The sequence below is a fragment of the Mycobacterium sp. 5-140-3-2 genome, assembly GCF_035666375.1.
In the GTDB taxonomy this organism is placed as follows: domain Bacteria; phylum Actinomycetota; class Actinomycetes; order Mycobacteriales; family Mycobacteriaceae; genus Mycobacterium; species Mycobacterium intracellulare.
In genome coordinates this window covers 2,229,185-2,252,477 of sequence record NZ_CP142025.1, presented here as the reverse complement: position 1 = coordinate 2,252,477, position 23,293 = coordinate 2,229,185, and the positions used below count along the sequence as shown (strand labels likewise).

At 65.3% G+C, this 23,293-nt stretch carries 23 protein-coding genes and 2 pseudogenes; 12 read left to right on the top strand and 13 right to left on the bottom strand.

From position 1 onward, the window contains the following. Positions 1-25: 25 nt before the first annotated feature. From P6281_RS10715 to P6281_RS10700, 4 genes are all read left to right on the top strand, one after another. Complete coding sequence (locus P6281_RS10715; protein ID WP_008255882.1) at positions 26-1,111, top strand: S-(hydroxymethyl)mycothiol dehydrogenase; 1,086 nt, start codon at positions 26-28, stop codon at positions 1,109-1,111. After that, a complete protein-coding gene (locus P6281_RS10710; protein ID WP_008255879.1) occupies positions 1,111-1,734 on the top strand; it encodes an MBL fold metallo-hydrolase in 624 nt (207 codons plus the stop codon). The genes P6281_RS10715 and P6281_RS10710 overlap by 1 nt, the downstream gene beginning before the upstream one ends. Positions 1,735-1,794: 60 nt before the next feature. Continuing rightward, positions 1,795-2,889, top strand: coding sequence for a hypothetical protein (locus P6281_RS10705; RefSeq protein ID WP_008255876.1), 1,095 nt, complete (start codon positions 1,795-1,797; stop codon positions 2,887-2,889). Positions 2,890-2,963: 74 nt separating this feature from the next. Beyond that, positions 2,964-3,332 (top strand): hypothetical protein, encoded by a 369-nt coding sequence (locus tag P6281_RS10700; RefSeq protein WP_008255874.1) that lies wholly within the window; start codon positions 2,964-2,966, stop codon positions 3,330-3,332. A 36-nt stretch (positions 3,333-3,368) separates the two neighbouring features. On the opposite strand, the gene P6281_RS10695 is transcribed toward P6281_RS10700, so the two are convergent. Continuing rightward, positions 3,369-5,081, bottom strand: coding sequence for an Hsp70 family protein (locus P6281_RS10695; RefSeq protein ID WP_008255872.1), 1,713 nt, complete (start codon positions 5,079-5,081; stop codon positions 3,369-3,371). A 109-nt stretch (positions 5,082-5,190) separates the two neighbouring features. Next, positions 5,191-6,276: an NAD(P)H-dependent amine dehydrogenase family protein gene (locus P6281_RS10690; protein WP_008255870.1), complete on the bottom strand. Its 1,086-nt coding sequence runs from the start codon at positions 6,274-6,276 to the stop codon at positions 5,191-5,193. A 90-nt stretch (positions 6,277-6,366) separates the two neighbouring features. On the opposite strand from P6281_RS10690, the gene P6281_RS10685 reads away from it, so the two are divergent. From P6281_RS10685 to P6281_RS10670, 4 genes are all read left to right on the top strand, one after another. Continuing rightward, complete coding sequence (locus P6281_RS10685) at positions 6,367-6,714, top strand: MmpS family transport accessory protein (RefSeq protein ID WP_026071561.1); 348 nt, start codon at positions 6,367-6,369, stop codon at positions 6,712-6,714. 38 nt (positions 6,715-6,752) lie between these two features. Beyond that, positions 6,753-8,060, top strand: a complete 1,308-nt coding sequence (locus tag P6281_RS10680) for a cytochrome P450 (protein WP_014384515.1) — start codon at positions 6,753-6,755, stop codon at positions 8,058-8,060. A gap of 40 nt (positions 8,061-8,100) precedes the next feature. Next, positions 8,101-8,643, top strand: a complete 543-nt coding sequence (locus P6281_RS10675; RefSeq protein ID WP_014384514.1) for an ester cyclase — start codon at positions 8,101-8,103, stop codon at positions 8,641-8,643. 78 nt (positions 8,644-8,721) lie between these two features. Then, positions 8,722-9,126, top strand: a complete 405-nt coding sequence (locus tag P6281_RS10670) for a septum formation family protein (protein WP_225337581.1) — start codon at positions 8,722-8,724, stop codon at positions 9,124-9,126. A gap of 4 nt (positions 9,127-9,130) precedes the next feature. Here P6281_RS10670 and P6281_RS10665 read toward each other — a convergent pair whose 3' ends face one another. After that, positions 9,131-10,618 carry a flavin-containing monooxygenase gene (locus P6281_RS10665; protein WP_201406993.1) on the bottom strand — a complete coding sequence of 496 codons (1,488 nt, stop codon included), beginning with the start codon at positions 10,616-10,618 and terminating at the stop codon, positions 9,131-9,133. A 66-nt stretch (positions 10,619-10,684) separates the two neighbouring features. Then, a complete protein-coding gene (locus P6281_RS10660) occupies positions 10,685-10,951 on the bottom strand; it encodes a hypothetical protein (protein WP_014379905.1) in 267 nt (88 codons plus the stop codon). Positions 10,952-11,171: 220 nt separating this feature from the next. Here P6281_RS10660 and P6281_RS10655 point away from each other — a divergent pair, with 220 nt between their 5' ends. Beyond that, positions 11,172-11,930: a cutinase family protein gene (locus P6281_RS10655; RefSeq protein WP_014379904.1), complete on the top strand. Its 759-nt coding sequence runs from the start codon at positions 11,172-11,174 to the stop codon at positions 11,928-11,930. Between the two features lies 1 nt (position 11,931). Here P6281_RS10655 and P6281_RS10650 read toward each other — a convergent pair whose 3' ends face one another. Continuing rightward, complete coding sequence (locus P6281_RS10650; protein WP_201359542.1) at positions 11,932-12,699, bottom strand: Rv3717 family N-acetylmuramoyl-L-alanine amidase; 768 nt, start codon at positions 12,697-12,699, stop codon at positions 11,932-11,934. Between the two features lie 58 nt (positions 12,700-12,757). On the opposite strand from P6281_RS10650, the pseudogene P6281_RS10645 reads away from it, so the two are divergent. Continuing rightward, a pseudogene (locus P6281_RS10645) lies at positions 12,758-13,928 on the top strand (acyl-CoA dehydrogenase). Here the strand turns inward: P6281_RS10645 and P6281_RS10640 are convergent. The 4 genes from P6281_RS10640 to P6281_RS10625 all read right to left on the bottom strand — a co-directional run bounded on the left by P6281_RS10640 (position 13,908) and on the right by P6281_RS10625 (position 16,989). Then, entirely contained in the window at positions 13,908-14,450 is a 543-nt protein-coding gene (locus P6281_RS10640; protein WP_179300660.1) for a TetR/AcrR family transcriptional regulator, read from the bottom strand. The pseudogene P6281_RS10645 and the gene P6281_RS10640 overlap by 21 nt on opposite strands. 113 nt (positions 14,451-14,563) lie before the next feature. After that, the gene (locus P6281_RS10635; protein WP_324738875.1) at positions 14,564-15,109 is read right to left on the bottom strand and encodes a carboxymuconolactone decarboxylase family protein; all 546 of its coding nucleotides are present in this window, start codon (positions 15,107-15,109) and stop codon (positions 14,564-14,566) included. After that, entirely contained in the window at positions 15,106-15,627 is a 522-nt protein-coding gene (locus tag P6281_RS10630; RefSeq protein WP_231122308.1) for a carboxymuconolactone decarboxylase family protein, read from the bottom strand. Before P6281_RS10630 ends, P6281_RS10635 begins: the two co-directional genes overlap by 4 nt. 126 nt (positions 15,628-15,753) lie before the next feature. Next, the gene (locus P6281_RS10625) at positions 15,754-16,989 is read right to left on the bottom strand and encodes an IS256 family transposase (protein WP_046187329.1); all 1,236 of its coding nucleotides are present in this window, start codon (positions 16,987-16,989) and stop codon (positions 15,754-15,756) included. Positions 16,990-17,199: 210 nt separating this feature from the next. Between P6281_RS10625 and P6281_RS10620 the strand changes: the two are divergent. Both P6281_RS10620 and P6281_RS10615 read left to right on the top strand, forming a co-directional pair. After that, positions 17,200-17,509: pseudogene (locus tag P6281_RS10620) on the top strand (MlaD family protein); the annotation flags it as partial. Positions 17,510-18,730: 1,221 nt separating this feature from the next. After that, complete coding sequence (locus P6281_RS10615) at positions 18,731-18,979, top strand: hypothetical protein (RefSeq protein ID WP_324738874.1); 249 nt, start codon at positions 18,731-18,733, stop codon at positions 18,977-18,979. An 875-nt stretch (positions 18,980-19,854) separates the two neighbouring features. On the opposite strand, the gene P6281_RS10610 is transcribed toward P6281_RS10615, so the two are convergent. From P6281_RS10610 to P6281_RS10595, 4 genes are all read right to left on the bottom strand, one after another. After that, positions 19,855-21,291 carry a DNA phosphorothioation-associated putative methyltransferase gene (locus P6281_RS10610; RefSeq protein WP_202378692.1) on the bottom strand — a complete coding sequence of 479 codons (1,437 nt, stop codon included), beginning with the start codon at positions 21,289-21,291 and terminating at the stop codon, positions 19,855-19,857. A gap of 76 nt (positions 21,292-21,367) precedes the next feature. Beyond that, positions 21,368-21,787: a T3SS (YopN, CesT) and YbjN peptide-binding chaperone 1 gene (locus tag P6281_RS10605; RefSeq protein ID WP_202378691.1), complete on the bottom strand. Its 420-nt coding sequence runs from the start codon at positions 21,785-21,787 to the stop codon at positions 21,368-21,370. Further along, on the bottom strand, positions 21,784-22,701 hold the full coding sequence (locus tag P6281_RS10600) for a phospholipase D family protein (protein ID WP_202378690.1): 918 nt from the start codon (positions 22,699-22,701) through the stop codon (positions 21,784-21,786). The genes P6281_RS10605 and P6281_RS10600 overlap by 4 nt, the downstream gene beginning before the upstream one ends. Then, entirely contained in the window at positions 22,694-23,287 is a 594-nt protein-coding gene (locus P6281_RS10595) for a hypothetical protein (RefSeq protein ID WP_202378689.1), read from the bottom strand. Before P6281_RS10595 ends, P6281_RS10600 begins: the two co-directional genes overlap by 8 nt. Positions 23,288-23,293 lie beyond the last annotated feature (6 nt).

Below are 23,293 nucleotides of genomic sequence, written 5' to 3'. Positions count from 1 at the left end.
TGGCGGCGATCAGTAGGTTGGAGCCATGAGTCAGACAGTGCGCGGCGTGATTTCACGCAAGAAGGGCGAACCCGTCGAGTTGGTCGACATCGTCGTCCCGGACCCCGGGCCGGGCGAGGCTCTCGTCGACGTGATCGCCTGCGGGGTGTGCCACACCGACCTGACCTACCGCGAGGGCGGCATCAACGACGAGTACCCGTTCCTGCTCGGCCACGAGGCCGCCGGCCGGGTCGAGGCCGTCGGGCCGGACGTGACCGCCGTGGCGCCGGGCGACTTCGTGATCCTGAACTGGCGCGCGGTGTGCGGGCAGTGCCGGGCCTGCAAGCGCGGGCGGCCGCACCTGTGCTTCGACACCTTCAACGCCACCCAGAAGATGACGCTGACCGACGGCACCGAGCTGACGCCCGCGCTGGGCATCGGGGCGTTCGCCGACAAGACGCTGGTGGCCGCCGGCCAGTGCACCAAGGTCAATCCCGAGGCCGACCCCGCGGTCGCGGGTCTGCTGGGCTGCGGCGTGATGGCCGGGTTGGGCGCGGCGATCAACACCGGCGCCGTAACCCGGGACGACACCGTCGCGGTGATCGGCTGCGGCGGGGTGGGCGATGCCGCGATCGCGGGGGCGGCGCTGGTGGGCGCGCGGCGCATCATCGCCGTCGACACCGACAACACCAAGCTGGACTGGGCGCGCAAGTTCGGCGCCACGCACACCGTCAACGCCCGCGAACTCGATGTGGTCACCACCATCGCCGACCTCACCGACGGGTTCGGCGCGAACGTGGTGATCGACGCGGTGGGCCGGCCCGAAACCTGGAAGCAGGCCTTCTACGCCCGCGATCTCGCCGGAACCGTTGTGCTGGTGGGTGTTCCGACCCCCGACATGACGCTGGAGATGCCGTTGGTGGACTTCTTCAGCCACGGCGGTTCGCTGAAGTCGTCGTGGTACGGCGACTGCCTGCCCGAACGCGACTTCCCCACGCTGATCGACTTGTACCTGCAGGGCCGGCTCCCGCTCGAGCAGTTCGTCTCCGAACGCATCGGGCTCGGCGACATTGAGGAGGCGTTCCACAAGATGCACGGCGGCGAGGTGCTGCGCTCGGTGGTGGTGCTCTGATGGCGGCGATCGAGCGCCTGGTCACCCACGGGACGTTCGAACTCGACGGCGGCAGTTGGGAAGTCGACAACAACATCTGGATCGTCGGGGACGACTCCGACGTCGTGGTGTTCGACGCCGCGCACGCCGCCGAGCCCATCCTGGCCGCGGTCGGTAAGCGCAACGTCGTCGCGGTGGTCTGCACCCACGGGCACAACGACCACGTCACGGTGGCCCCCGAACTCGGCGCGGCCCTGGACGCGCCGGTCCTGCTGCACCCCGGCGACGACGTGTTGTGGCGAATGACCCACCCGGACAAGGACTTCCGCACGATCGCCGACGGCGACACGATCGACATCGCCGGCACCGAGCTGCTGGCTCTGCACACGCCGGGGCACTCCCCGGGCTCGGTGTGCTGGTTCGCCCCCGAACTCGGTGTGGTGTTCAGCGGGGACACCCTGTTCTCCGGCGGCCCGGGCGCCACGGGGCGTTCCTATTCGGATTTCCCGACCATCCTGCAGTCGATCTCCGGGCGGCTGGGCACCCTGCCCGGCGATACCGTGGTGCACACCGGCCACGGCGACAGCACCACCATCGGTGACGAGATCGTGCACTACGAGGAATGGGTGGCGCGCGGCCACTGACATCGCCCGGCCCGCTCGCCACGCCGAACTGACCACCAGCCCAACCACTATCGTTGCCCTATGCAGCCTGAACCGCCGATGCCCGAATCGAGCATTGTGGTCCGCCCCGAGCCGACCTTCAGCGAGGCGTCGCGGCTGCGGGCGGCCGGGTTGGCGAAGGCGATCGCGGTGTTCGAGCGGGCCGCCGAACAGGTTGCGCTGCCCCGGTCTCCACAGCCGATGGTCCTCGCCGACTACGGCGCCGCCAACGGCCACAATTCGCTGCGGCCGCTGTCGGCGGCCATCGCGGTGTTGCGCCGGCGCACCAGCCACGACCACGCAATCCTGGTGGCGCACACCGACGTACCGCGCAACGACTTCACGGCGCTGTTCGGCACGGTGGCCGACGACCCCGAAAGCTACCTGCACCTCGACGGGGCCACGTTCACCTCGGCGATCGGCCGGTCCTTCTACAACCAGATCGTCCCGTCCAAGACCGTCAACCTGGGCTGGACGTCCTGGGCGACGCAGTGGCTGAGCCGAACGCCCTGCGAGGTGCCCGATCACGTGCACGTCTCGTGCACCGCCGACGACGCGGTGCGATCCGCCTATTCCGACCAGGCCGCCCTGGACTGGCACAACTTCGTGGCGTTCCGCGGGCGCGAATTGGCGCCCGAGGGCCGGCTGGTGGCGCTGACGCTGGCGGCCGACGAGGACGAGACGGCGGGCTTCGCGCCGCTGCTCGACGCGATCGTCGGCGCGCTGGACGAGCAGCGACGCGACGGCCTGCTGAGCCCAGATGAGCTGCGGCGCATGACAATTCCCACCTTTGCCCGCACCGAGAAGGATTTTCGCGCGCCGTTCGCGCCCAAGGGGCGGTTCGAAGGGCTGATGATCGAGCACCTCGAGATCTTCAACGCCGAGGATCGATTCTGGGCCCGCTTCCAGTCCGACCACGACGCCCACGCCTTCGGCGCCCAGTGGGCCGCCTTCGCGCGGTCCGCGCTGTTCCCCGCCCTGGTGCGCGCGCTCGACGGCGGCATCCACGACCCACGGGCCGGGCAGTTCGTCGAGCAGCTGCAGGCCGCGGTCGCCGAGCGGCTGTCCAGCGCACCCGAGCCGATGCGGATCCCGCAGGCCCTGGTTGTGCTGGTCAAGGGCGACGGGGCGCGCTGAGGAGAGTTTCGGCACAGCCGCGCAACGGGTAATCCCCCGCCATCGTCGAATCTGCGATGCAAGGGGGTAGATGCATGAGCGTGCAGGACGACAAATCGTCCGGTCAGGACGACGAGCAACGACTGACCGAGAAGCCGGAGCCGGACGAGGACGACAAAGAAGAGGCCGCCAAGATGATGGAGGCCTACAAGGACAAGCCCACGATCGTGCTGCCCGGCACCGGCGGGAGCGTGTCCGGCACCGCCGTCAACGAATGGTTGGACGAGGACGGTAACCCGAAGCATGAAGTCGCCGAGGGCACGGACTCCCAGGCCAAGGACGACGACGGCCGCGAGCAGAAGGATCTGCAGGACCAGATCGAGAAGGACAAGGCCCTCAACGAGGTGCTGAGGGAAGCCGCCACCGCGGAGAACAAAGGCGAAAAACGTATCACCGAAAGGTAATTCGTGTACCGGCCCCCGGTGGCGGGTAAGGGTCGTTCAGCGGGCGGGTAACGGCCCGAGTGCGTTGACGCCCAGGCCGCCCTGGATCTCCTGAAGGATCTGGTTGACCCGGTCGAGCCCGGGGATGGGCTCATTGAGCCCGGGAATCGGTGGAATGGGCGGGACGGCCACGCGGCGCGGAGCTGCCGGGCGCGGGGGCGGGGCCGCCTGGGGAGTCGCCCGTGGCGTCGTGGTCATCGGCGTCTCGGTCTCGGCCGGCGGGTTGGTGTCGGAGGTCGACGGCACCGGGACGTCCACGGGCGCGGGTTCCGCGGTCGCCGGCGCCGGCGCCGGCGGCGTGGTGGTCACCGCCGGGGCGAGCGTCGTCGCCGATTTGTCCGGCGGGTTCAGCCCGACCGCCAGCGCGGCCCCCACCAGCAGCACCGCCGCGGCGGTGACGAGGACGGCGGCCGCCGGCAGCAGGCGCCATCGGGCGAACATCCGCTTGCGCCGCGCGGCCGGGGCGGCGATCCGGGTGGTCGGTGCCTCCAAATCGGGCGCGTCGCCGGCCGGCATGACGCGCGACTGGCGGGCCGTGGCCGACCAGGCCCGGATCGGCATCGGCGTTGGGCCCGCGGGCGGCAGTTGGGTTGTCGCGGTGCGGTCGGGCCTCGCCGCCCGAGCCGTCGCGGTCGCGGGCACGGCGGGCGCCGCGGACGTCGCATCGCCGGCGCCGCGCGCCACCCGCAGCGCGGCGCCGACCGCCGCGGTGAGTTGCGGCCGCGGCGTGGTGGCGACCGGGACACGAAGATGCCGCGCCAGCGTGGTCGTGATGGCTGGGAGGTTCGCCCCGCCCCCCGACGACACCACCGCGACGAGGTCGCGGATCCCGTTGCGCGCCAACGTTTCATCCAGCCGCGCGAGGAAGCCGGTCAGCGCCGGTCGGATCGCGTCGTCGAGTTCGTGTCGGGCGAGCCGGATTTCACCTTGCGCCCCGGTCAGCCCATTGGTCAGCGTCGTCGCGGCGCTCGAGGACAGCTGTTCCTTGGCGATCCGGCACCCGGTGCGCAGCCGGCTCAGCGAGCCGATCGCCGCCGTGCCCGTCGGGAACGCGCCGGTGGTCGGCATGTTGGCCACCACGACCCCCAGCAGCGCCTGGTCGATCAGGTCGCCGGAGAAGTCGCGGTGCCGCACGGTCGGCGCCACCGCCCGGTAGTCACCGTCGGCGTCCATCAGCGTGATGCTGGTGCCGCTGCCGCCGAAATCGCACACCGCCACGGTCCCGCGCGCCGGTATGCCCGGGTTGGTCCGCACGGCGAGCAGCGTCGCGGCCGCGTCGGGAATCAACAGGATGGGGCGCGCGCGCCCCGACCATTCGGGGATTTCGCCCAGGGCGGCGCCCAGGGCCTCCACCGCCGGCGACTCCCAATGGGCCGGGTAGGTGACCGCGACGTCGTCGGGCAGCGGGCGTCCGCCGGTCGCGGCGTAGGCCAGCGCCCGCAACCCGTCGGCGAGCAACACCTCGCCCCGATGCACCGAGCCGTCGGGGGCCACGACGCCGCGCGGGTCGCCGACGCGGTTCACGAAGCCGGTGAGCACGACGCCCGGCCCCTGCAGGCGGGGGTTTTCGGCGGGGATGCCGATCTCGGCGGGCTTGTCCGGATACAGGGTCAGGACGGGTTTGCGGGTGATGGCGTTATCGGAGGTCGCGGCCGCCAGGTTGGTGACACCGATCGATAGGCCCAGTGCGGTCCCAGCTCCATTGGCCATAGTTCGATCCCCGTTGTTCGCAGCACCAATTCGCATCCGGCTAGCCGCTATTGTGCCGCCAAATCCTGTATCGCGTGTCGGTGGCGGCTATGTGACCGCTGTGCGCCGGTCAGCGAATGTTGCCGGCCCCGGCGATGAGTGGCAGGTCGAGCGGGGTGACCCAGCCCGGCCGCAGGTCGTTGACCGCCGGCACGGCGTTGAGGGCCCGCAGCCCGGTCGCCAGGCAGCCGGCCGCGGCGGCGTCGCGGCCGGAGCCGTCGGTGAACCGGAACGCGGTCTCCTGGAAGATGCTCGGGGTCCCCTCGATGTCCACACGGTAGACGTCGTTGTCGTGGCCCCGCGGCCAGTCCGGGGCGGCGTCGAGCCCGATGCGGTTGACGTGTTCGAGCTGGATGCGGGTCTCGCCCTGGTAGACGCCGTTGATGGTGAACCGGACGGCCGCGACGTGGCCGCGCTTGATGACGCCGCGGGCCGAGTTGCGCTCCGTCGGTGTCACCCACTTGTCCCAGGTGGTGGTGATCTCGTCGAGCATGATGCCGGCGGCGTGGGCGATCATCGGGACGGTGGCGCCCCACGCGAAGATCAGCATGTCGCGGTCCTGCAGCATCGGCGTGAATTCGGGCTCGCGACCGATGCCCATCTCGAATTCGTAGTCACCCTCGTAGTTGGTGTAGTCCAGCAGTTCCGATGCGCGCACCCGCCGCACCTCCGACGTCAGGCCCATCAACGTCATCGGGAAGAGGTCGTTGGCGAATCCGGGGTCGATGCCGGTGGTGAAGCAGGACGACTCACCCAGTTCGCAGGCCTCGGTGATCGGCTCGATCCAGTTCGGCGGGTTCAGGTGCATCGTCGGCCACACCCACGGGGTCATCGCCGTCGAGCACACGTCGATGCCGGCCCGCAGGAACCGGGTGATCAGCAGGATGTTCTCTTTGGCGTGCATGGCCGTCGGGCCGTAATGCACCAGCGCATCGGGCTTCAAGGCGATCAGGGCGTCGATGTCGTCGGTCGCGAGAATGCCCACTTTCTCGCCCATTCCGCAGATCTCGCCGACGTCGCGGCCGACCTTGTTCGGGTTGCTGACGCCGACGCCCACCAACTCGAACGAGGGGTGTTTGACGATCTCGGGGATCACCATCTTGCCGACGAAGCCGGTGCCGAACACCACCACGCGCTTTGAGCCGTGTCCCGCCATGCCTTTACGCCACCTTTCCACTCACCAGCCCCCGCTTGGAACTTCACATTAAGCTTCCCTACCGTCGCCCGTGGTGACACGATGCAATTCATGACGAAGCACCTCACCGGACCTGCGATCGTGTTGGCCGTCGGTTTAGGGTTCGCGAATGCCGGCGGCGTGGCCCACGCGCTGCCCCAGATGCCGCAGATCCGCTACGAGGTCAACGGGCCCGCGGTCGCCGAATTTATCTACTACCAAACCGACACCGGGCAGCTGCATCAGGTGAATGCGCCGCTGCCGTGGTCGACGGAGTTCACCGGGTTCGGTGGCGAGGTGTTCACGATCAGCGCGCAGGGGCCGGGCCCCATCTCCTGCAAGATCTTGGTCGACGGCAACGTGGTCAGCGCGGCGACGGCCACGGTCGGCACGCCCGCCCGAACGGTCTGCACCCACTGACCGTGCCGCACGCCCCCGCACGACACGAGGAGGTCTAGGTGAGCCTCAAGACGGGTCCCAAAAAGGGCCTGGCGGCGCGGACGAACGGGGCGCCGCCGCCCGAGATCCCGCTGGCCGACATCCACCTCGAGTCGCTGGACTTCTGGGCGCTCGACGACGATGTCCGCGACGGCACCTTCGCCACCCTGCGCCGCGAGGCGCCGATCTCGTTCTGGCCCGCGGTCGAGTACGAGGGGTTCGAGCCGGGCAACGGGCACTGGGCGCTGACCAAGCATGACGATGTGTATTTCGCGAGCCGTCATCCGGACATCTTCAGCTCCAGCCCCAACATCACGATCAACGACAACACCCCGGAGATCAGCGAGTACTTCGGCTCGATGATCGTGCTCGACGATCCGCGGCACCAGCGGCTGCGCTCGATCGTCAGTCGCGCGTTCACCCCGAAAGTGGTGGCGCGCATCGAGGCATCGGTCCGCGAGCGGGCCCGGCGGCTGGTCGCCTCGCTGATCGCGAACCATCCCGACGGGGAGGCCGAGCTGGTCGGCGAGCTCGCCGGTCCGCTGCCGCTGCAGGTCATCTGCGACATGATGGGCATCCCGGAGGAGGACCATCAGCGAATCTTCCACTGGACCAACGTGATTCTCGGGTTCGGCGACCCGGACCTGGCCACGGACTTCGGGGAGTTCCTCCAGGTGTCGATGGACATCGGCGCCTACGCCAGCGCGCTGGCCGAGGACCGGCGGTCGAATCACCACGACGACCTGACCACCAGCCTGGTGGAGGCCGAGGTCGACGGGGAACGGCTCACGTCGGCCGAGATCGCGTCGTTCTTCATCCTGCTGGTGGTGGCCGGCAACGAGACGACGCGCAATGCGATCAGCCACGGTGTGCTGGCGCTGTCGCGCTACCCCGCCGAGCGGGACAAGTGGTGGTCCAACTTCGACCGCCTGACGCCGACCGCCGTCGAGGAGATCGTGCGGTGGGCGTCCCCGGTGATCTACATGCGCCGCACGCTGACCCGGGACTTCAAGCTGTCCGGCACCAAGATGAAGTCCGGCGACAAGGTCACGCTGTGGTACAACTCGGCCAATCGCGACGAGTCGACGTTCGACCATCCCTGGCTTTTCGACGTCGCGCGCACCCCCAATCCCCATTTCGGCTTCGGCGGCGGGGGCGCGCATTTCTGCCTGGGCGCCAACCTGGCTCGTCGCGAAATCCGGGTGGTCTTCGACGAATTGCGACGCGAGATCCCCGACATCGTCGCGACGGACGAGCCCGCGCGGCTGCTGTCGCAGTTCATTCACGGCATCAAGACCCTGCCGGTCGCCTGGACTCCCCCGCGGTAGGTCACCTCCAATCGCGAGGTCGCGGGCTTACGCTGACCACGTGACCATCCCCGCGTTCCCGCCCCCCGAGGTGCTGGCCGCGCGCCAGAAGCTCGTGCTCGACCACTTTCATGACGAGGTCCGCCAGGCATGGGACGACGTCTTGGCGACGTTCCCGCATCCGCGCTACGAGCTGATCCCCCAGATGCTCGTGCACGACGGCGATGCGGCGGTGCGCGGCTACTACGCCGAGACCCGCACGGCGTTTCCCGACCAGGATCACGAAATCATCGCGCTGCGGCACAGCGCCGACGCGGTGATCGTCGAATTCTGGTTGATGGGCACCCACCAGGGCAACCTGGGCAAGGTCCCGCCGACCGGCAGCCGGTTCCGTGTCCGCATGACCGCCTACTTCGTCTTCGACGACACCGAAACCCTTGTCTGCGAACGCATTTACTTCGACAGCCTGACCATGGTCAAACAGCTCCTGGGCGGGCTGGACATGAAAAAGCCGGCGAACTGGTGGCTGGCCGCGCGCTGCGTGCGCGGGTTCCTATCGATGTCGTCGGCAAAACCGGACCCGGCGCTGACCAACACCTCCTAAACTCCACCGCTAAGAGCAACGGAGGCTGCGATGCGCACTTCACCCCTTCACCCGGTGGGCGTCCTCGTCGTCGCGGCCATGTTGGGCCCCTGCGCCGCCGCCATCGCCGCTCCGCTGCCGCCCGGCTCGCACACCGAGAAATGGATCGACCTGCGGGCCGGTGAGTGCGTGGCCGACCTGCCGCCGGCCGACGGCAGCCGCGTCGACGTCACCGTCGTCGACTGCGCGACAGCGCATTTGGCCGAGGTATATCTGCGTGCCCCGATGGCAGTCGACACCGCCATCGCCGCCGTCGCCACCAAGGACTGCGCCGCCGGACTCGCCCCCTACACCGGGCAATCCGTTGACGCCGGCCGGTTTTCGATCACCTATCTGATCGACTCGAACCAGGACCGCACCGGCGCCAACCCCACCCCGAGCACCGTCATCTGCTTGCTGCAGTCCGCCAACGGGCAACCGTTGACCGGATCCGCGCGCCGCTGAGGCGCTAGGCGATCACGTAGTCGCTGAGCGGGAAGGTCTGCGCTTCGCGCACCGAATTGAGCGTCGACGTGGGCCGCAGCAGCGACGCCTCGCCGCTGGGGCTGAAGTAGTATGACCGCGACGTGGCGCAGTCGCCGCTGTAGAACACCGAACTGTCCAGCAGTTTGGTCATGCGCTCCATGAACCGGTCGTTGGCTTCCTCGGTCACCTCGAACGTCGTCGCGCCCCGGCGCTTGACCTCGCCGAGCAGCCGGTCCATGTGCCGCATCTGGTATTCGATGGTGTGGAAGAAGGACAGTCCGGAGAAGGCGAACGGGCTCGCCAGGCCCAGATAGTTCGGGAAGTACGGCACGGAGACGCCCTGGTAGGCCTGGAACCTGGTCTCGCGCCACCACTTACCGAGATTGCGGCCCTTGCGGCCGATCACCTCGATGGCCGGGAAGTTGGCCTCCCACAGGTCGAAACCGGTCGCCAGGACCAGGGTGTCGATGACGGTCTTGCGCCCGTCGGTGGTGACGATGCCGTCCGGCTCGATCCGCTCGATCGAGTTGGTCTCCAGGTGCACGTGCGGCTTGGCGAACGCGGGATAAAAGCTGTTGGACAGGGTGGGCCGTTTGCAGCCGCAGTCGTAGTCCGGGGTGAACTTGGCCCGCAGATCCTTGTCCCGGATCCACCGGAATCGGTTGATCTTGGCCAGGTCGGCGGCCGAGATGTTGCCGCGCCCTCGCGATTCCCGATAGTGCAGCGCCCCGACGACCATGATGATTTCCAGGATGATGTCGGTGACCCACCGCAGCGCGCGCTGCGAGGCCGGCAGCCGGGCGAACAGGCGTCGCACCGCCTGCGGGAACTCGAAGTCGGGCTTGGGCATGATGTGGGTCGCGGTGCGCTGGTAGACGGTCAGCTCGCCGGCCTGCTTGGCAAGCTCGGGAATGAGCTGAACCGCCGAGGCGCCGGTCCCGATGACCGCGATGCGGCGGCCCGTGTAGTCGTAGTCGTGGTCCCAGGCCGTGGTGTGGACGATCTTGCCCTCGAAGCCGGTGATGCCGGGGATGTCCGGCAGGCGCGGCTGGGACAGGAAGCCGGTCGCGGTGATCAGGAAGCGGGTGGTCAGGTTTTCGCCGCCGGCCAGCGTCACCCGCCAGACCGCGGCGTCCTCGTCCCACTCGGCGCCTTCGACGGTGGTGTTGAACCGCATGTGGCGGCGCACGTCGTACTTGTCGGCGACGTCGGCCGCATAGGCCTTGACCTCGGCGCCCGGCGCAAACAACCGTGACCACCCGGGATTGGGCTCGAACCAGTACGAGTACGTGGTGGAGGGGATGTCGACGGCGATGCCCGGGTAGTGATTGACATGCCAGGTGCCACCCAGGTCATCCTCTCGGTCGAGGATGACGAAGTTCTCAAAACCGAGGCGCTTGAGCTGAATTGCGGCGCCGATGCCGCCGAAACCTGCGCCTATGATGATCGCGTCGAAACGGTCCGTTTTCACAGCCTTGCTCCGTGCTACCTGTTTCCATACTTAACGAATCATAAGCTTTCCCTAAGATACGTCACTCTAATAGGGCGCCACGCCGAGCGCACCTGAGCGTTGCCCGTATGTGACCATGCCGACACCTGTGCGCCCGCTCAGCATTTTCGGCTCACGCGGAAACCAATTCGCCGCACCGGCGTCCTCATCGCGGGGCCGGAGGCAATCCCATTCGGTCCCGCGCGGGTTGCGTCGCGCGCGCGGGTCGTCGTCGCGGCCCGATATCACCGAGTGGTGTTGAACGGAAAAGAGATCGAAGGTTACACCGCCGAAACCCGTTTCGCCCGTTGCCATGTCGCCGCCCCTCTGATTGGCAGAGTCCCGCGATCTGCGGCTACCCTCGACAGACGAAATCAAACGACGGCTTAAAGTGTTTTTTGGTAACCAGATGCGCACTGGCCGCGTCGGTCCGATGGAGGCGACGGAGCCGCTATCCACCGCATGCCGGCGCGCGCCGGTATACAGGAAAACATCACGAAATGGTCGGCAAGTTGACAGTTTGGGAGGGGCTCGCATGGGCACGTTGGACGGCATGATCGTGCGTCGCATTGTTCGTTCTTTTGGTCCAGCAGTAGTTATCGCCGCATCGGGCATGGCCGCCTCGGCCGTCTCCGGTTCCCTCATCCCCACCGCCGCCGCCCAATGTCCCGACGTGCAAGTGGTCTTCGCCCGCGGCACCGGCGAAGAACCCGGCGTCGGCCCCACCGGCCAAGCCTTCGTCGACGCCCTGCACCAACGCGTCGGCGACCGCTCCTTCGACGTCTACCCCGTCAACTACCCCGCCACCGACCAATGGGACACCGGCATCGACGGCATCCGCGACGCCGGCGCCCACGTCGTCTCCATGGCCCATGACTGCCCCAACACCAAAATGGTCCTCGGCGGCTACTCCCAAGGCGCCGCCGTCATGGGCTTTGTCACCTCCGCCGCCGTCCCCGAAGGCATCGACCCCGCCACCGTCCCCAAACCCCTGTCCCCCGACGTCGCCAACCACGTCTCCTCAGTCGTGCTCTTCGGCATGCCCAACGTGCGCGCCATGAACTTCCTCGGCGAACCCCCCGTCGTCATCGGACCCGCCTACCAAGACAAAACCCTCAAAGTCTGCGCCACCGAAGACCCCGTCTGCTCCGACGGCATGAACTTCGCCGCCCACAACACCTACGCCGACGACGGCTCCATCATCGACAAAGGCGTCGCCTTCGCCTCCAGCCACCTCGGCCTCGGCGGCCCCGCCCCGGCGCCGCCACCCGCGAGCGGAGGCTTCGGCAGCTGAGTCAGCCGGCCTTGGCGCTGAGGAAGGCGACGATCCCCCGGGTGACCGCGGCGGCGTAGGCCGCCCGGCCGTCCGCGCTTTCCATCCGCGCGGCGTCGCCCGCGTTTTTCATGTTGCCGAGTTCGACCAGCACCGCCGGGTATTGGGCCAGGTTCAGCCCGGCGAGGTCGTCGCGGCCGTACAGGCCGTCGGAGCCGATGTAGTTCGCCGGCTGTAACCCCGACTGGGCCAAGGCATCCCGCATCGCGTGGGCCAGCTGCACGGCGGGCCCGGCCTGAACATCGCCCAGTGGCGGGCTCGAGTAGTTGACGTGGAATCCGCTGCCCGACGGCGGTCCCCCGTCGGCGTGGACGCTCACGATCGCGTCCGGGCGCATGGCGTTGGCCGCGGCCGCGCGTTGGTCGATGCACGGGCCGACGCCGCCGTCGCCGTCGCGCGAAAGCTGGGTGCGAACGCCCATCTGGTTCAACTGCTCGGCGATCAGCCCCACCACCGCCCAGGTGAACGCGTGCTCGGGATAGCCGTCGCCGGCCGCGGCGCCCGAGGTCTGGCACGGCTTGGTGCCGCCGCGACCGTTGGGCACCTGCTGGTTGATCGAGGCGTCGTTGACGGCGTTGTGGCCGGGGTCGAGGAAGACCGACATCCCGGCGACGCTGGCGGCCGCGCGCGGGGCGGGCAGGACGGCGGCGGCGCCGAGGATCGCCGGCAGGACACCGGCGATGCTCAGGACGTCGCGGCGTGATCGCGGCCCGCCCGGGCGATCGCTCACCGGGCGATGGTAACAACCGGCGCCGCTACATACTAAAAAGTATGTTACGGTCGTCGGCATGTCCGTGGTCGACAGCCGTCCCCTGCACGGCATCACCGACGAATTCGTGGCGCGGCTGGCCGAGCGCGCCGAGGAGGCCGAGCGGCTGCGGCGCCTGCCCGCGGCGACGGTGAGCGATTTCCGGCAGACCGAGCTGTTCCGCCTGTTGCTGCCGGCGCGGTTCGGCGGCCTGCAGGCCTCGTTTCCCGAACTGCTGCAACCGATTCGGCGGATGGCGCACGGCTGCGCCTCGAGCGCCTGGACGCTGGGTTTCTACGCGCTGCACAACTGGATGCTGTCGTTGTTCGATCCGCGGGCGCAGGAGGACGTGTTCGCGTCCGGACCGGTGCTGGCGCCGGCGCCCCTGGCCCCGACCGGCCGCGGCGTCCCGGCCGACGGCGGGGTGCGGGTGACCGGCAGGTGGGCGTGGGCGACGGGGGCGATGGACGCCGATTGGATGATCGTCGGCGCGCTGATCGAGCGCGCGGACGGGATCGACCCGGTGCTCGTCGTGCTGCCCGCCGACCGGGTCGAGGTCGTCGACACCTGGCACACGGCCGGCATGCGCGGCACCGGTTCGCATGATCTGGTCGTCGACGACGTGTTCGTCCCCGAGCATCGGTTGGTCGCGGTGGCCGACATCTACGGCGGCACCGCACCCGGCGCGCTGGCGCACGGAGTCCCGACGTACCGGTGGCCGATGGTGCCCGCGCTGGCGCTGACGGCGTCGATGCCCGTGCTCGGGGCGGCCGAACGGGTGACCGAGCTGTTCGCCGAGCGGCTCGGCGGGCGGGTGCTGGCATACAGCGGGGTGGCGCAAAAGGATCAGCCCGCCGCGCAGATCCGGCTCGGCGAGGCGCGGGTGCGGCTGAGCGCGCTGCGGGCGTTGATCGCGGCGACCGCCGACGAGATCGAGGGCGATCGTGGTGAGCGGCGGGCGGGTGAGCCGGTCGGTGCGCGGCGATGCCCGGCTGGCGGCCGCGCGCACGGTGCACGAGTGCCGGGCGATCATCGCTGATCTGTTGGAGGCGGCCGGCGCCAGCGCGCATTTCCTGTCCAGCCCGTTGCAGCGCGCCAAACGTGATGTGGACATCGCCGCGGGGCATGTGGTGTTCGACTACGACACGAGCCGAGAGTTGGCCGGGGCGTTGGCGATTGGCGCGAAGATCTCACCCATCGCCATGATCTGAGCCGGCGGTTCTCGCCTCGCCCAGCATCACGGCCAGGAATCGTTCTCGCTGGGACAGCGATTGGGCCTGCTCGGCCGAGCTGGTGAGGTGCAGCAGTCCGATTCCCGCGGCGAAGGTCAACTCCGCGCGCAGCTTGGCGTCCTCGAAGCTGAACCCGTAGTCGCAGTAGGCCTTCACCACGGTGCGCAGCAGGAGCCGGTCCGCCGCGCGGATGTTTTCGGCCGCGACCGGGTCCAGGCGGGCCCATTCGCGCATCGCCCGCTCGAGCATCCAGTACTGGGGGCTGACCAGCGTGCGCGTCAGGGCCAACAGGCGCTCCCGGGGTGGCAGCTCGTCGAGCTTGGACAGCGCCTGGCGGTCGCGTTCGAGGAATTTGTTCCAGGATTCGACGAGCGCGGCCCGGTAGTGGTCGATGTCCTCGAAGTGCCAGTAGAAGCTGCCGCGGGTGACGCCCGCCTGTTGGCAGAGGCGTTCGACTTTGAGTGCGCGCACACCCTCTTCGGCGAGCACGGTGTAGCCCACCTCGAGCCAGTCCTCGGCCGACAGGCGGGTCGACGGCTGCTTGCGCACCACCACACCGTGGAGATTACGGGAAGGCCGATTGGCCGGTGGGGGAACCGCGGGTTACCGTCGCCTCATCGCGTCGGCGGCACGGGAAGCCGGGCGGTCTCGTCGAGATCCACATCGAGCGCGTTGAGCATCAGGGCCAGGCCCGCGTAGCGGTTGATGACCATCAACGCCTCCATGGTGGCCTCCGAGCCGAGGACTTGGTGGACCTGGGCGAAAAGCTCGGCCGCGACGCGGCGGGTGGTGACCAGGTCGGTGGTCAGGTGCAGCACGGCCAGCTCGGTGGGGTCGAAATCGCCGGTTTGCCAATCGGATTGGGAGGTCAGCGCGTCGATGGTGTCGCTGTCGATCCCGACCGTTCGCGCGACGTCTCTGTGCTGGCCGAGCTCGTAGGCGCAGTCCATGAGATAGGCGGTGCGCAGGACGATGAGTTCGCGCAGCCTTCTCGGCAGCACCGGGCTGGTCAGGGCGGCGTCGCCGGCCACCATCCAGCGGGTGAACACCTTCTCGGCGTTGGCCAGCGCGCGGTAGACGTTGAGATTGCCGCGCCGCGCGGTCAATTCGCGGGCAAGCTCGGGCATGTCCTCGGGTTCGCGGTACGGGATGCGGGTCATGCGGGGGCGTCGATGTCGAGGTCGACGGCGTTGAGCACCAACGCCAGGCCGTAGTAGCAGCTGACGATCATCAGCAGTTCGGTGAGCGCCTCGTCGCCGAGCAGGGCGTGGGCCTTGGTGAAGGAGTCGTCGGACAGGCGGCGGGTGGTGCACAGCTCGGTGACGGTGTCGATGACGAGGCGTTCGTCGGCGCCGAACCCGGCGTCGTCGAGGGTCGCCTTGTCCTGGAGGGCGTCGATCTCTTGGTCGGTGAGCCCTGCCTTTCGGGCGAAGACCACGTGCTGGGCGACCTCGTAGGGCGACTCCTGCAGGTGGCCCACCCTCAGGATGATCACTTCGCGCATCCGCGGGGTGAACGTCGGGCTGTCGAAGAGCTGGCCGGCCATCTGCGCCCACTCTTCGAATACGTTGGGGGCGTTGGCGATCAGGCGTAGCACGTCGAGGGTGCCGGGGCGTTCGAGGAGCTCTTTGATGTGTTCGGGTTGCTCGTCTGCGTTGGCGAGCGGCATTCGGGTCACGCGGTTTCCTTTCGGCCGGGGTATCTCGAGCTTAGTTCCGGCCGGTGGCAGGAAGTGCGCGGAACCGATAGCGAGCCTGTCACGAATTTTGTGTAAGTCAGAGGTGATTTGACTACGAATTGTAGTCTAACACAACGGAATTCGTCCCGGGAACAGTCTGGCGAGTGTGTTCAATGCCACAGTCCAGTTGTACGTTCCGGTGCCCGAGAATCCTCCTCTGTCGCTGGAGATGTTGCGCAATCCGAGATACAGCAACTTCATCGCGGCGTCCTTGTCGGGGAAATGGCCGCGGTTTTTGGTGATCTTGCGCAGCTGGAAGTTGATCGACTCGATGGCGTTGGTGGTGTAAACGATCTTGCGCAGCTCCACCGGATAATCCAGGAACGGCACGAACTCTGGCCAGGCGTTGCGCCAAACGTCGATTGCCCCAGGATATTGGGCCCCGTAGGCGGTGTCGAACTCTTTGAGCGCGAGCTCGGCGGCCTCGGTGGTCGACGCGCCATAGATCGCGCGCATCGAGGTCGCGACCTTCTTGCGGTCCTTGTAGGACACGAAGCGCATGGCGTTGCGGATGACGTGCACCACGCAGGTCTGCACCACGGTGTCGGGAAAGGTCGAGCGGATCGCATCAGGCAGCCCGGTCAGCCCGTCGCAGCAGGCGATCAGGATGTCGCGCACCCCGCGGTTGCGCAGGTCGATGACGACTTTCTGCCAGAATTTGGCGCCCTCGGAGTCTTGGATCCAGACCCCCAGGGCGTGTTTGCGGCCCTCCAGATCCACCCCGATGGCCAGATAGGCCACCTTGGTCGTGACCACCCCGTTGTCCTTGATGCGCAACCGCAGCCCGTCGATGTAGAGGATGGGATAGACCTCATCGAGCGGGCGGGACTGCCAGGCCTTGATCTCATCGACCACGACGTCGGTGACATTAGAGATCAGCTCGCGCGACACGGCAGCCCCGTACACCTCCTGCAGATGGGCTTCAATGTCGCGGGTGGTCATCCCGCGCGAATACAGCGACAACACAACGGAATTGATGTTATTGAGTCGGCGGGTCTTCTTGGGCACGATCGCCGGCTCGAACGATCCGTTGCGGTCGCGCGGCACGGAGATATCCACTGGACCGTTGACCGTGGACACCGTCTTCGAGCTGAACCCGTTGCGCGAATTGCCCGACCCGCGCCCGGCCAGATCCCCGGACTCATAGCCCAGATGATGAGTCATCTCGGTCTGCAGCGAGCGCTCCAGCACCGCCTTAGTCAACTCATTGAGCAAACCGTCCGCGCCGTCGATCGGAGTGCCCGACTTCACCGCATCCTTGATCAGCGAATCCAGCGTCTCCGCCGAAAACGTCTCGGCCAGCCGCCGCGCCGCCGACTTCTCCTCAGCCGACGACTGCGTGGTCTTCGTCACAAAACACTCCTTCTGTCCGCCCCAACGGCGGTCCGATCTTGGACCACCCCGGACTTACACAGATGGAATGACACGCCCCCGATAGCGCATGCGCTGCTTTCGCGCGTTCACCTTCGTCCATGGCGCCCGCCGTAGTCAGGTCACTTCGTCCAGCCCGAGGGACGCCACCGTCACACCTTGGAGCTGCCCGACGCAGGCGGGTTCAGCAATGTCACCTATCGGGGCGTGCAGATCGGCAACGTGACCACGTCGGGCCAGCCACCATCGGCGCAAAATCCACACTGGCGATTGGCACCTCGCCCAAGATCCCCGCCGACGTGCACGCCACGGTGCGCAGCCATGTCGGCGTTGGGCGAACAATACGTCGATGTGGTGCCGCGCTCAGAGAGCGCGCCCCATCTGCGCGACGGATCGGTGATCGCTGCGCGACACCAGCATTCCGCGACCGATCGGGCCGATGCTACGCCGATCACACGTTTCGGAATGCAATCAATCCCAAAGGACTTGCGGGCCGTGATGATCCATCCGCATAGCTGTCTGGCCGCAGTCTGGGCAGGAGGACCCGTCCCACGTGGGCGCGAGGCAGTCGCACTTTGGACAGGGGTATTCGCCCCTTTTCTGAGATTCCCAGCCGTCGTCCCAGGCATTGAGTCCCGTACGAGCGGTCACGATGCCGTGCTCATGGCAGACAACAGGAGTGACGACATCGGCGGAGAAACCATAATCGAAGTCGCGCGTCACGCGTGAGGCGCGATACCCACACGACTCGCATACGTAGTCAGCAGCCGACCCCATAACAAGCAGTATGCATTCATCGGGCCGCCGAAAGCCTATTCAGCAACGGATCGAGGCGCCCCGCCACCCTCCGCGTGAGCGCGTGTATAGCGAGCCCGGTCACCCTCGGAGCTTCGCGCCCTTGCCCCTTCGGCGTTCTAGCGATCGGTGCTGGCGCGCCTTCTCGTGATTCGAAACCGCTGACAGCCTAAACTTGATGTCCATATAGTGCCGGCATGGAGATTGACCTCGTCTATGTCAAAGACAAGGGACCCGTTGCCCACATTTGGGACTACCTAAAGGACCGTACAGACCACGCGCTCTGCGGTCACGGTTACCAGGATCCGCTTGTAATCGAGGAAAGGGGTCGACCCCGAGCGGTGTGCCGCGCCTGCCAAGCCCTTTCTCCCCGAGCCGAAGTCGTACAGTGGCGAGAGATTGCTGAAGAACTGCAGACGTGGCCCGACGACTACGAAGCTCTTCGTATCGAGTACGAAAACCTATGGGCCGAATACGAAGATTTATGGAATACGTACCAGAAGCTATGGACGCACTCCGAAAACCAGCGACGCGAAATCCGAAATCTGCGCGCCAAGGATGGTCGCCCGGCCAAAAAACCGTCTCAGAAGCGGCCTCCCCGACCACCCAAACAACAGAAGTTCTCCAGCGGGGTCAGGGCAAGCAGCCGCGAATCTCCACGCAAACGGCCCAGGGTGAGGCTGTATGGATAGCGGGCGACCTCCAACGAGCTAGTACGCGAGGTGTCCACGACTGCCTGAGTAGACCTTTAGAAACGAATGCTGTCGCCGAAGCGGGACTCGTCCTGGAACAGGGGCGAACGCCGCGGCGGCTTAATCGTCACGGTGTTCGCCCGCTAGTTTTACTGGAAGAAGTTCAGGCCGAAGGGAACTGGTAGATGGATGATGATTTCCGGGCACGGGACGTATGGTTCGACATCCCCGCAGGGAGTGTGCCGGACATGGCATGCCGTGGGGCACGCAACGGCATGCCGGAATACGTAGGAACGGAATATTTCCGACCCGAGTATTTCACTGCACAGTTGAACGATCGCCGGATCACTGAGCTGCGGCTATGGGGCCGTCAGGTCAAGAAGGATGGTTCGCTAGGTGTGCGCCACCTAGACTACCTGTGGCAGTGGGATTAACCGCAGCACTGTGGCGACCGGAACCTCGGCATAGCACGGCCTGAAATAAAGCCATGTCGTACCCGTTCGGCTGAGCACTCAGTAAGGGGTTTTGGGAGTTTCGGCAGGCGGCAGTGGTGGTCGGGACTTGTCGTTTTGCTCGTCGGAGTACGAGGCGACAGTGGGGCGAGTGCGTCTGCGCCTTCTTTAGGACACCGACTACATCCGCTGAGTAACCGCATTCAACCGACGGGCCGTCCCATCTACGTCGTTGTGAGCCACGAAGGGGCGGTAGGTCGTATATCCGGCACCGCCAGCCTAAAGATTTAGATCTTAAAGATTTAGATCAGTTTGATGACCCATTTGGGTCAAGCACGTCTACCTAATCCTGGGGCACCCCCACGAACGATGCGAACGCCTCCATTTGGCAGGGCTTTTCGAGCTGCTAGCTTACCGTAATCACGTGTTTCGTCCCAATCTTTCAGCAGTTTCTTGTTTCCCTTGGACGGCCTATGCATTCCTTCGATGCCTATCAGCCGATACAACATGTTTCGTGCTTGGCGGAGTTCTTGAGACGGTCGACCTCTGCCGCGTGTGCTTAAGTGCTGCTGCTCCAAGTAACCGATGTATTTTCCGAGATGCTTGCGGAACTTCTTCTCTTCCGGTGAACAACGTCGAGGGTGACTCTCCCGAAGCCGGAGGACGTGGGCGTAAAGGGGCTCAAGATCTTTGAGCGTTAGGTCAGGTGGCTCAACTTTCGCGGTGGGTCCTGCATGGCTACCGCTTCCAAGTTGCTTTCTCGAAGTGCGACGCGACATGGCGAACATGCTAACTAATGGGTACGACACTGTGACTGAAACGAGCAACGCCAACGTCCCCGCCGATTTTCGGGAACGTCAATCGACGTTGGTGCCCCGCTTGACAACTCGGTGCCCACGCAGGGTTACGCCGCAGCGCTCAAGTTCGGCATTCCAGCCGTTCTCGAGACCGATCGAGGTTGGGTTTTGGTACAACCCCGCGCGCACTTCTGCAGCGGTCAAGCGGCGGTACATGGGTACCACCGGGTCGTCGGGGGCGAGAAACTCTTCTTTCCGATGCAGGAGCGGCCTATTGAGGCGTTGCCCATACGTTTGAAAGCTTGACTCGAGGCTGGCCATCTCGACGCCGTAAGTCCACTCCAATGTGGGGTGAGGATCGGTATCGAACTCGGGGTAGGAAGACCACGAAACGCGCCGTCCACGATGATCTAACTTCAGAATGTTCCATCCGTCGGGCCGACCTGCAGCAACAAAGCCACAATATTCGTAGAGCCGCAGAACCACCGGGACTTTCTCAAGGGCTCTCCTGTGAACGTAGAGGGCCGTCGCGGTCATCTTGCCCGGCGAGTTCTGCATGGCCCCGCGGATATAGCTATCATCGCGAATCTTCGCCAACAAACGATCCGCTCGAGCACACGCCTCGCGATAGCTCTTGAAGCAGTGCTTGATGTCCGCCTGGATGCCGAGCGGGAGAGCTCCCAACGACGCCCGACCATTGAAAATTGATGTCCCCAAGTACAACAGCGTGTCGAGCGTCGAGCGTCGCAAGCCCTCGGCGACGCGATCGGCTGAAGCACCTTTATTAATCACGTCCAGCAGAGAACGGCGAGAGATTCTTCCTAGCAGCGGTAAAAGATGATCGGGGATCTCCTCGAAAAGTGGTGGACGGCCACGCTTCTCGGCAAACGAAATCACCTCGGCAACCGCAGACACATAGTCTTCGCTGGCTGCCCACTCGAACTCTGTGATCGCTCCTCGGGCCAGATATGCAAAGCGATCCTCGTCCTGGCGAAAGGCATACACAACCCCCGGCACCGGTGAGACACAACGTCGCCCGGTGATCTCTTCGACGATTTTTCGGATCTCGCTTGGGGTGAAGAACCGCTGGAAAGTGTTGCGGCTGCTAACGATCCCATCGCCAGACTCATCTCCCTTAACCGAACTAAGCTCCCAAGTCAGTCGGCAAGAAACAACCATCACTCTAGTTGCGAGTTGCCATGCCTTACTGATGACGTCCCGACGCTCCTCGGAGTCTTCAATGACGTTCAAGACGTATGTCAGTAACACGACGTCTCGTTCAGCCAGCGGGACATCCGGAGCAAAGTATGGATCCCACCCGTCTGCAGTTACACCTATCTTGCGAAGCCGTGCTGTGTCTTGACCGCGACCGCATCCGTAGTCGAGAACTGACAAGCCCGGCCTAACCACCTCGTCGAGAAGAGCTTGCCTCACTGGCATCGAGAGGTCGCCTCGACCGATTGCCGTGCGTTCCCTAGCGCTGTCCCAACCATTCATTGCGACGCCTCGCCTCCGTCGACTATGGACGCATCTTTAAGGGGCGGGGATGGACTCACATCAAAACCGGTCGCCACTAAACTTCGAAGGCTCTGACGCCGCCAAGCTTCTTCTGAAGCAGATCGTCATGGTAGTCGGCGCGACGGGCCAGGGCTGCGAGCGCAGTCATCAGCTCATCTTCCTGAAGATGGTCGCCAAGAAGATCATACTCGATTGAAACCGCTTTCGGCCCTTCGTAGTACACCCAACGGCCGAAGTTTGACGCCACATTCAAAGCGTTCAATTCCTTCAGTATTTGCTTCGTCTTCCCATCGACATTCACGAGAACGTGTGAGCTGATCGCGACCAGCGTCTGGCTACCCCACTCCTTCAGGTCGATCGCAACACCGGCACTCGAAAATCTCAGGTATATGCCCCCACTTGGGGTTTCGCTCCAACTAAGGGAGTTTGCTTCCAAGATTGCCGTAATCTGGCGCAACACTTGCTGCCGAGTCATCGACTCGACTCCGTTGTCGTCGTTGCTCGACTAAGCATCTCGGAATGCCTCTTCACATCATGTGTGTACCTGTTCGGCAAAAACTCCAGCATCCAACGCATTAATGTCTGCCACGCATCCACGGCTTGATCATGATCGAATCCAGTTAACTGACTTACCTTTTGGCGGACCTCACCGAATCTTCGCGGCTGCTCCAAGTGCTGATCAAGGTCTCGGAAAATCGGCTGGCAACCCAGCCTATGACCGACCAGCAACTCGAACTGCCGCTTGTCCAAACCAACCGGTAGATCGAGGACAGCCAGGTCTACTGCGGCCGCAGTTGCTGATCGTGAGGTCAAGGAGCCAGGGCCATTGCAGTAAGCCAAATAAAGATCCGAGGGCATACGCAGCTGGGGAACCCACAGACCATGCTGCCTGGCAGACGGTTGCATCTCGGCAGGTTCCAAAGTCGGACCTGGCAGGAAGCTTGCGATCTCATCGACCTCATGTGCCAATTCTTCGGTCGCCAAGGTGCTTTCTTCCGATAAGCACTGTTCAAGCCCTGTGACCCTGTCGCGGCTAGATAGAACCAAAAGCTCGAGATTCGGGTTCTGTGACCAACCCATCGCGGCGGCTGTGAGATTGGCCGAGCCTAGAAGTACGTCGCTTTCATTTCGATAGAACTTTGCGTGCAGGCGATTGTGGAGGTAAACACTACCTCCACGAGCGTTAAGCACTTGTAGCACTTGCGTGTCTGAGACGCCAGCTGCGACCTCCTCGGGCCTCCATCTCGTATACAGGGCGACCTCAACATGACCTGGAACGACCGACATCACGCGCTCAACCACAGCCCTCTTGGCGAACGGGGCGCACATTACGAATTCGCGCCGCGAAGAGGCGGCAAGTTCGATCAGATCCCCTCCGGGTTCAGTCATTGCCCGATTCTCGAAGCATCTCGATGACTCGCCGTCCCCAAAGAAGTCGCGCATCTTCCGTAGCCCTCTTGATCGATCCGCCAGGAAGAGCATCTTCGTAAAGCGCCCACGCGCTCAGCAGCACTTCGCAGAGCTTCTTGTACGGCGAGGAGTCCTTATTTTCTTCAAAAGGTGTTGGCATGCTCGTAAAGAGCTCATGGGTCGAATTCAGCGTGACAGTTATCGTGTTGCCTGCCGAGCGAATAGTAAAGAAAGCATCCGAGTCAAGGGGCCGGCGGTTGACTGCGATAACAACACCGCTCGACAAGGTTAACGCCCTCAGCTGACGGGGGGCAGGGGATGACGTAATATGTGCGGTCCGCGCATCCGGTAAATCTACTGGCGCAGCAGTAGGGGGCGAGTGCGATTTGACGCTTGCGAGCATCCATTTATGGCCCGGTTGCCAGACGAATTCATGGGGTTCCTGCCACAGTATGGCGTCACACTCGCCGACGTCCCGGCCCAACGCGGTTGCTATCTCCGTCACCGATAGCGGCGCCGCAGCCTGGCTCAAGACTTTAATGATGTCGTCTCGTGTCGTCACCATGCCGTT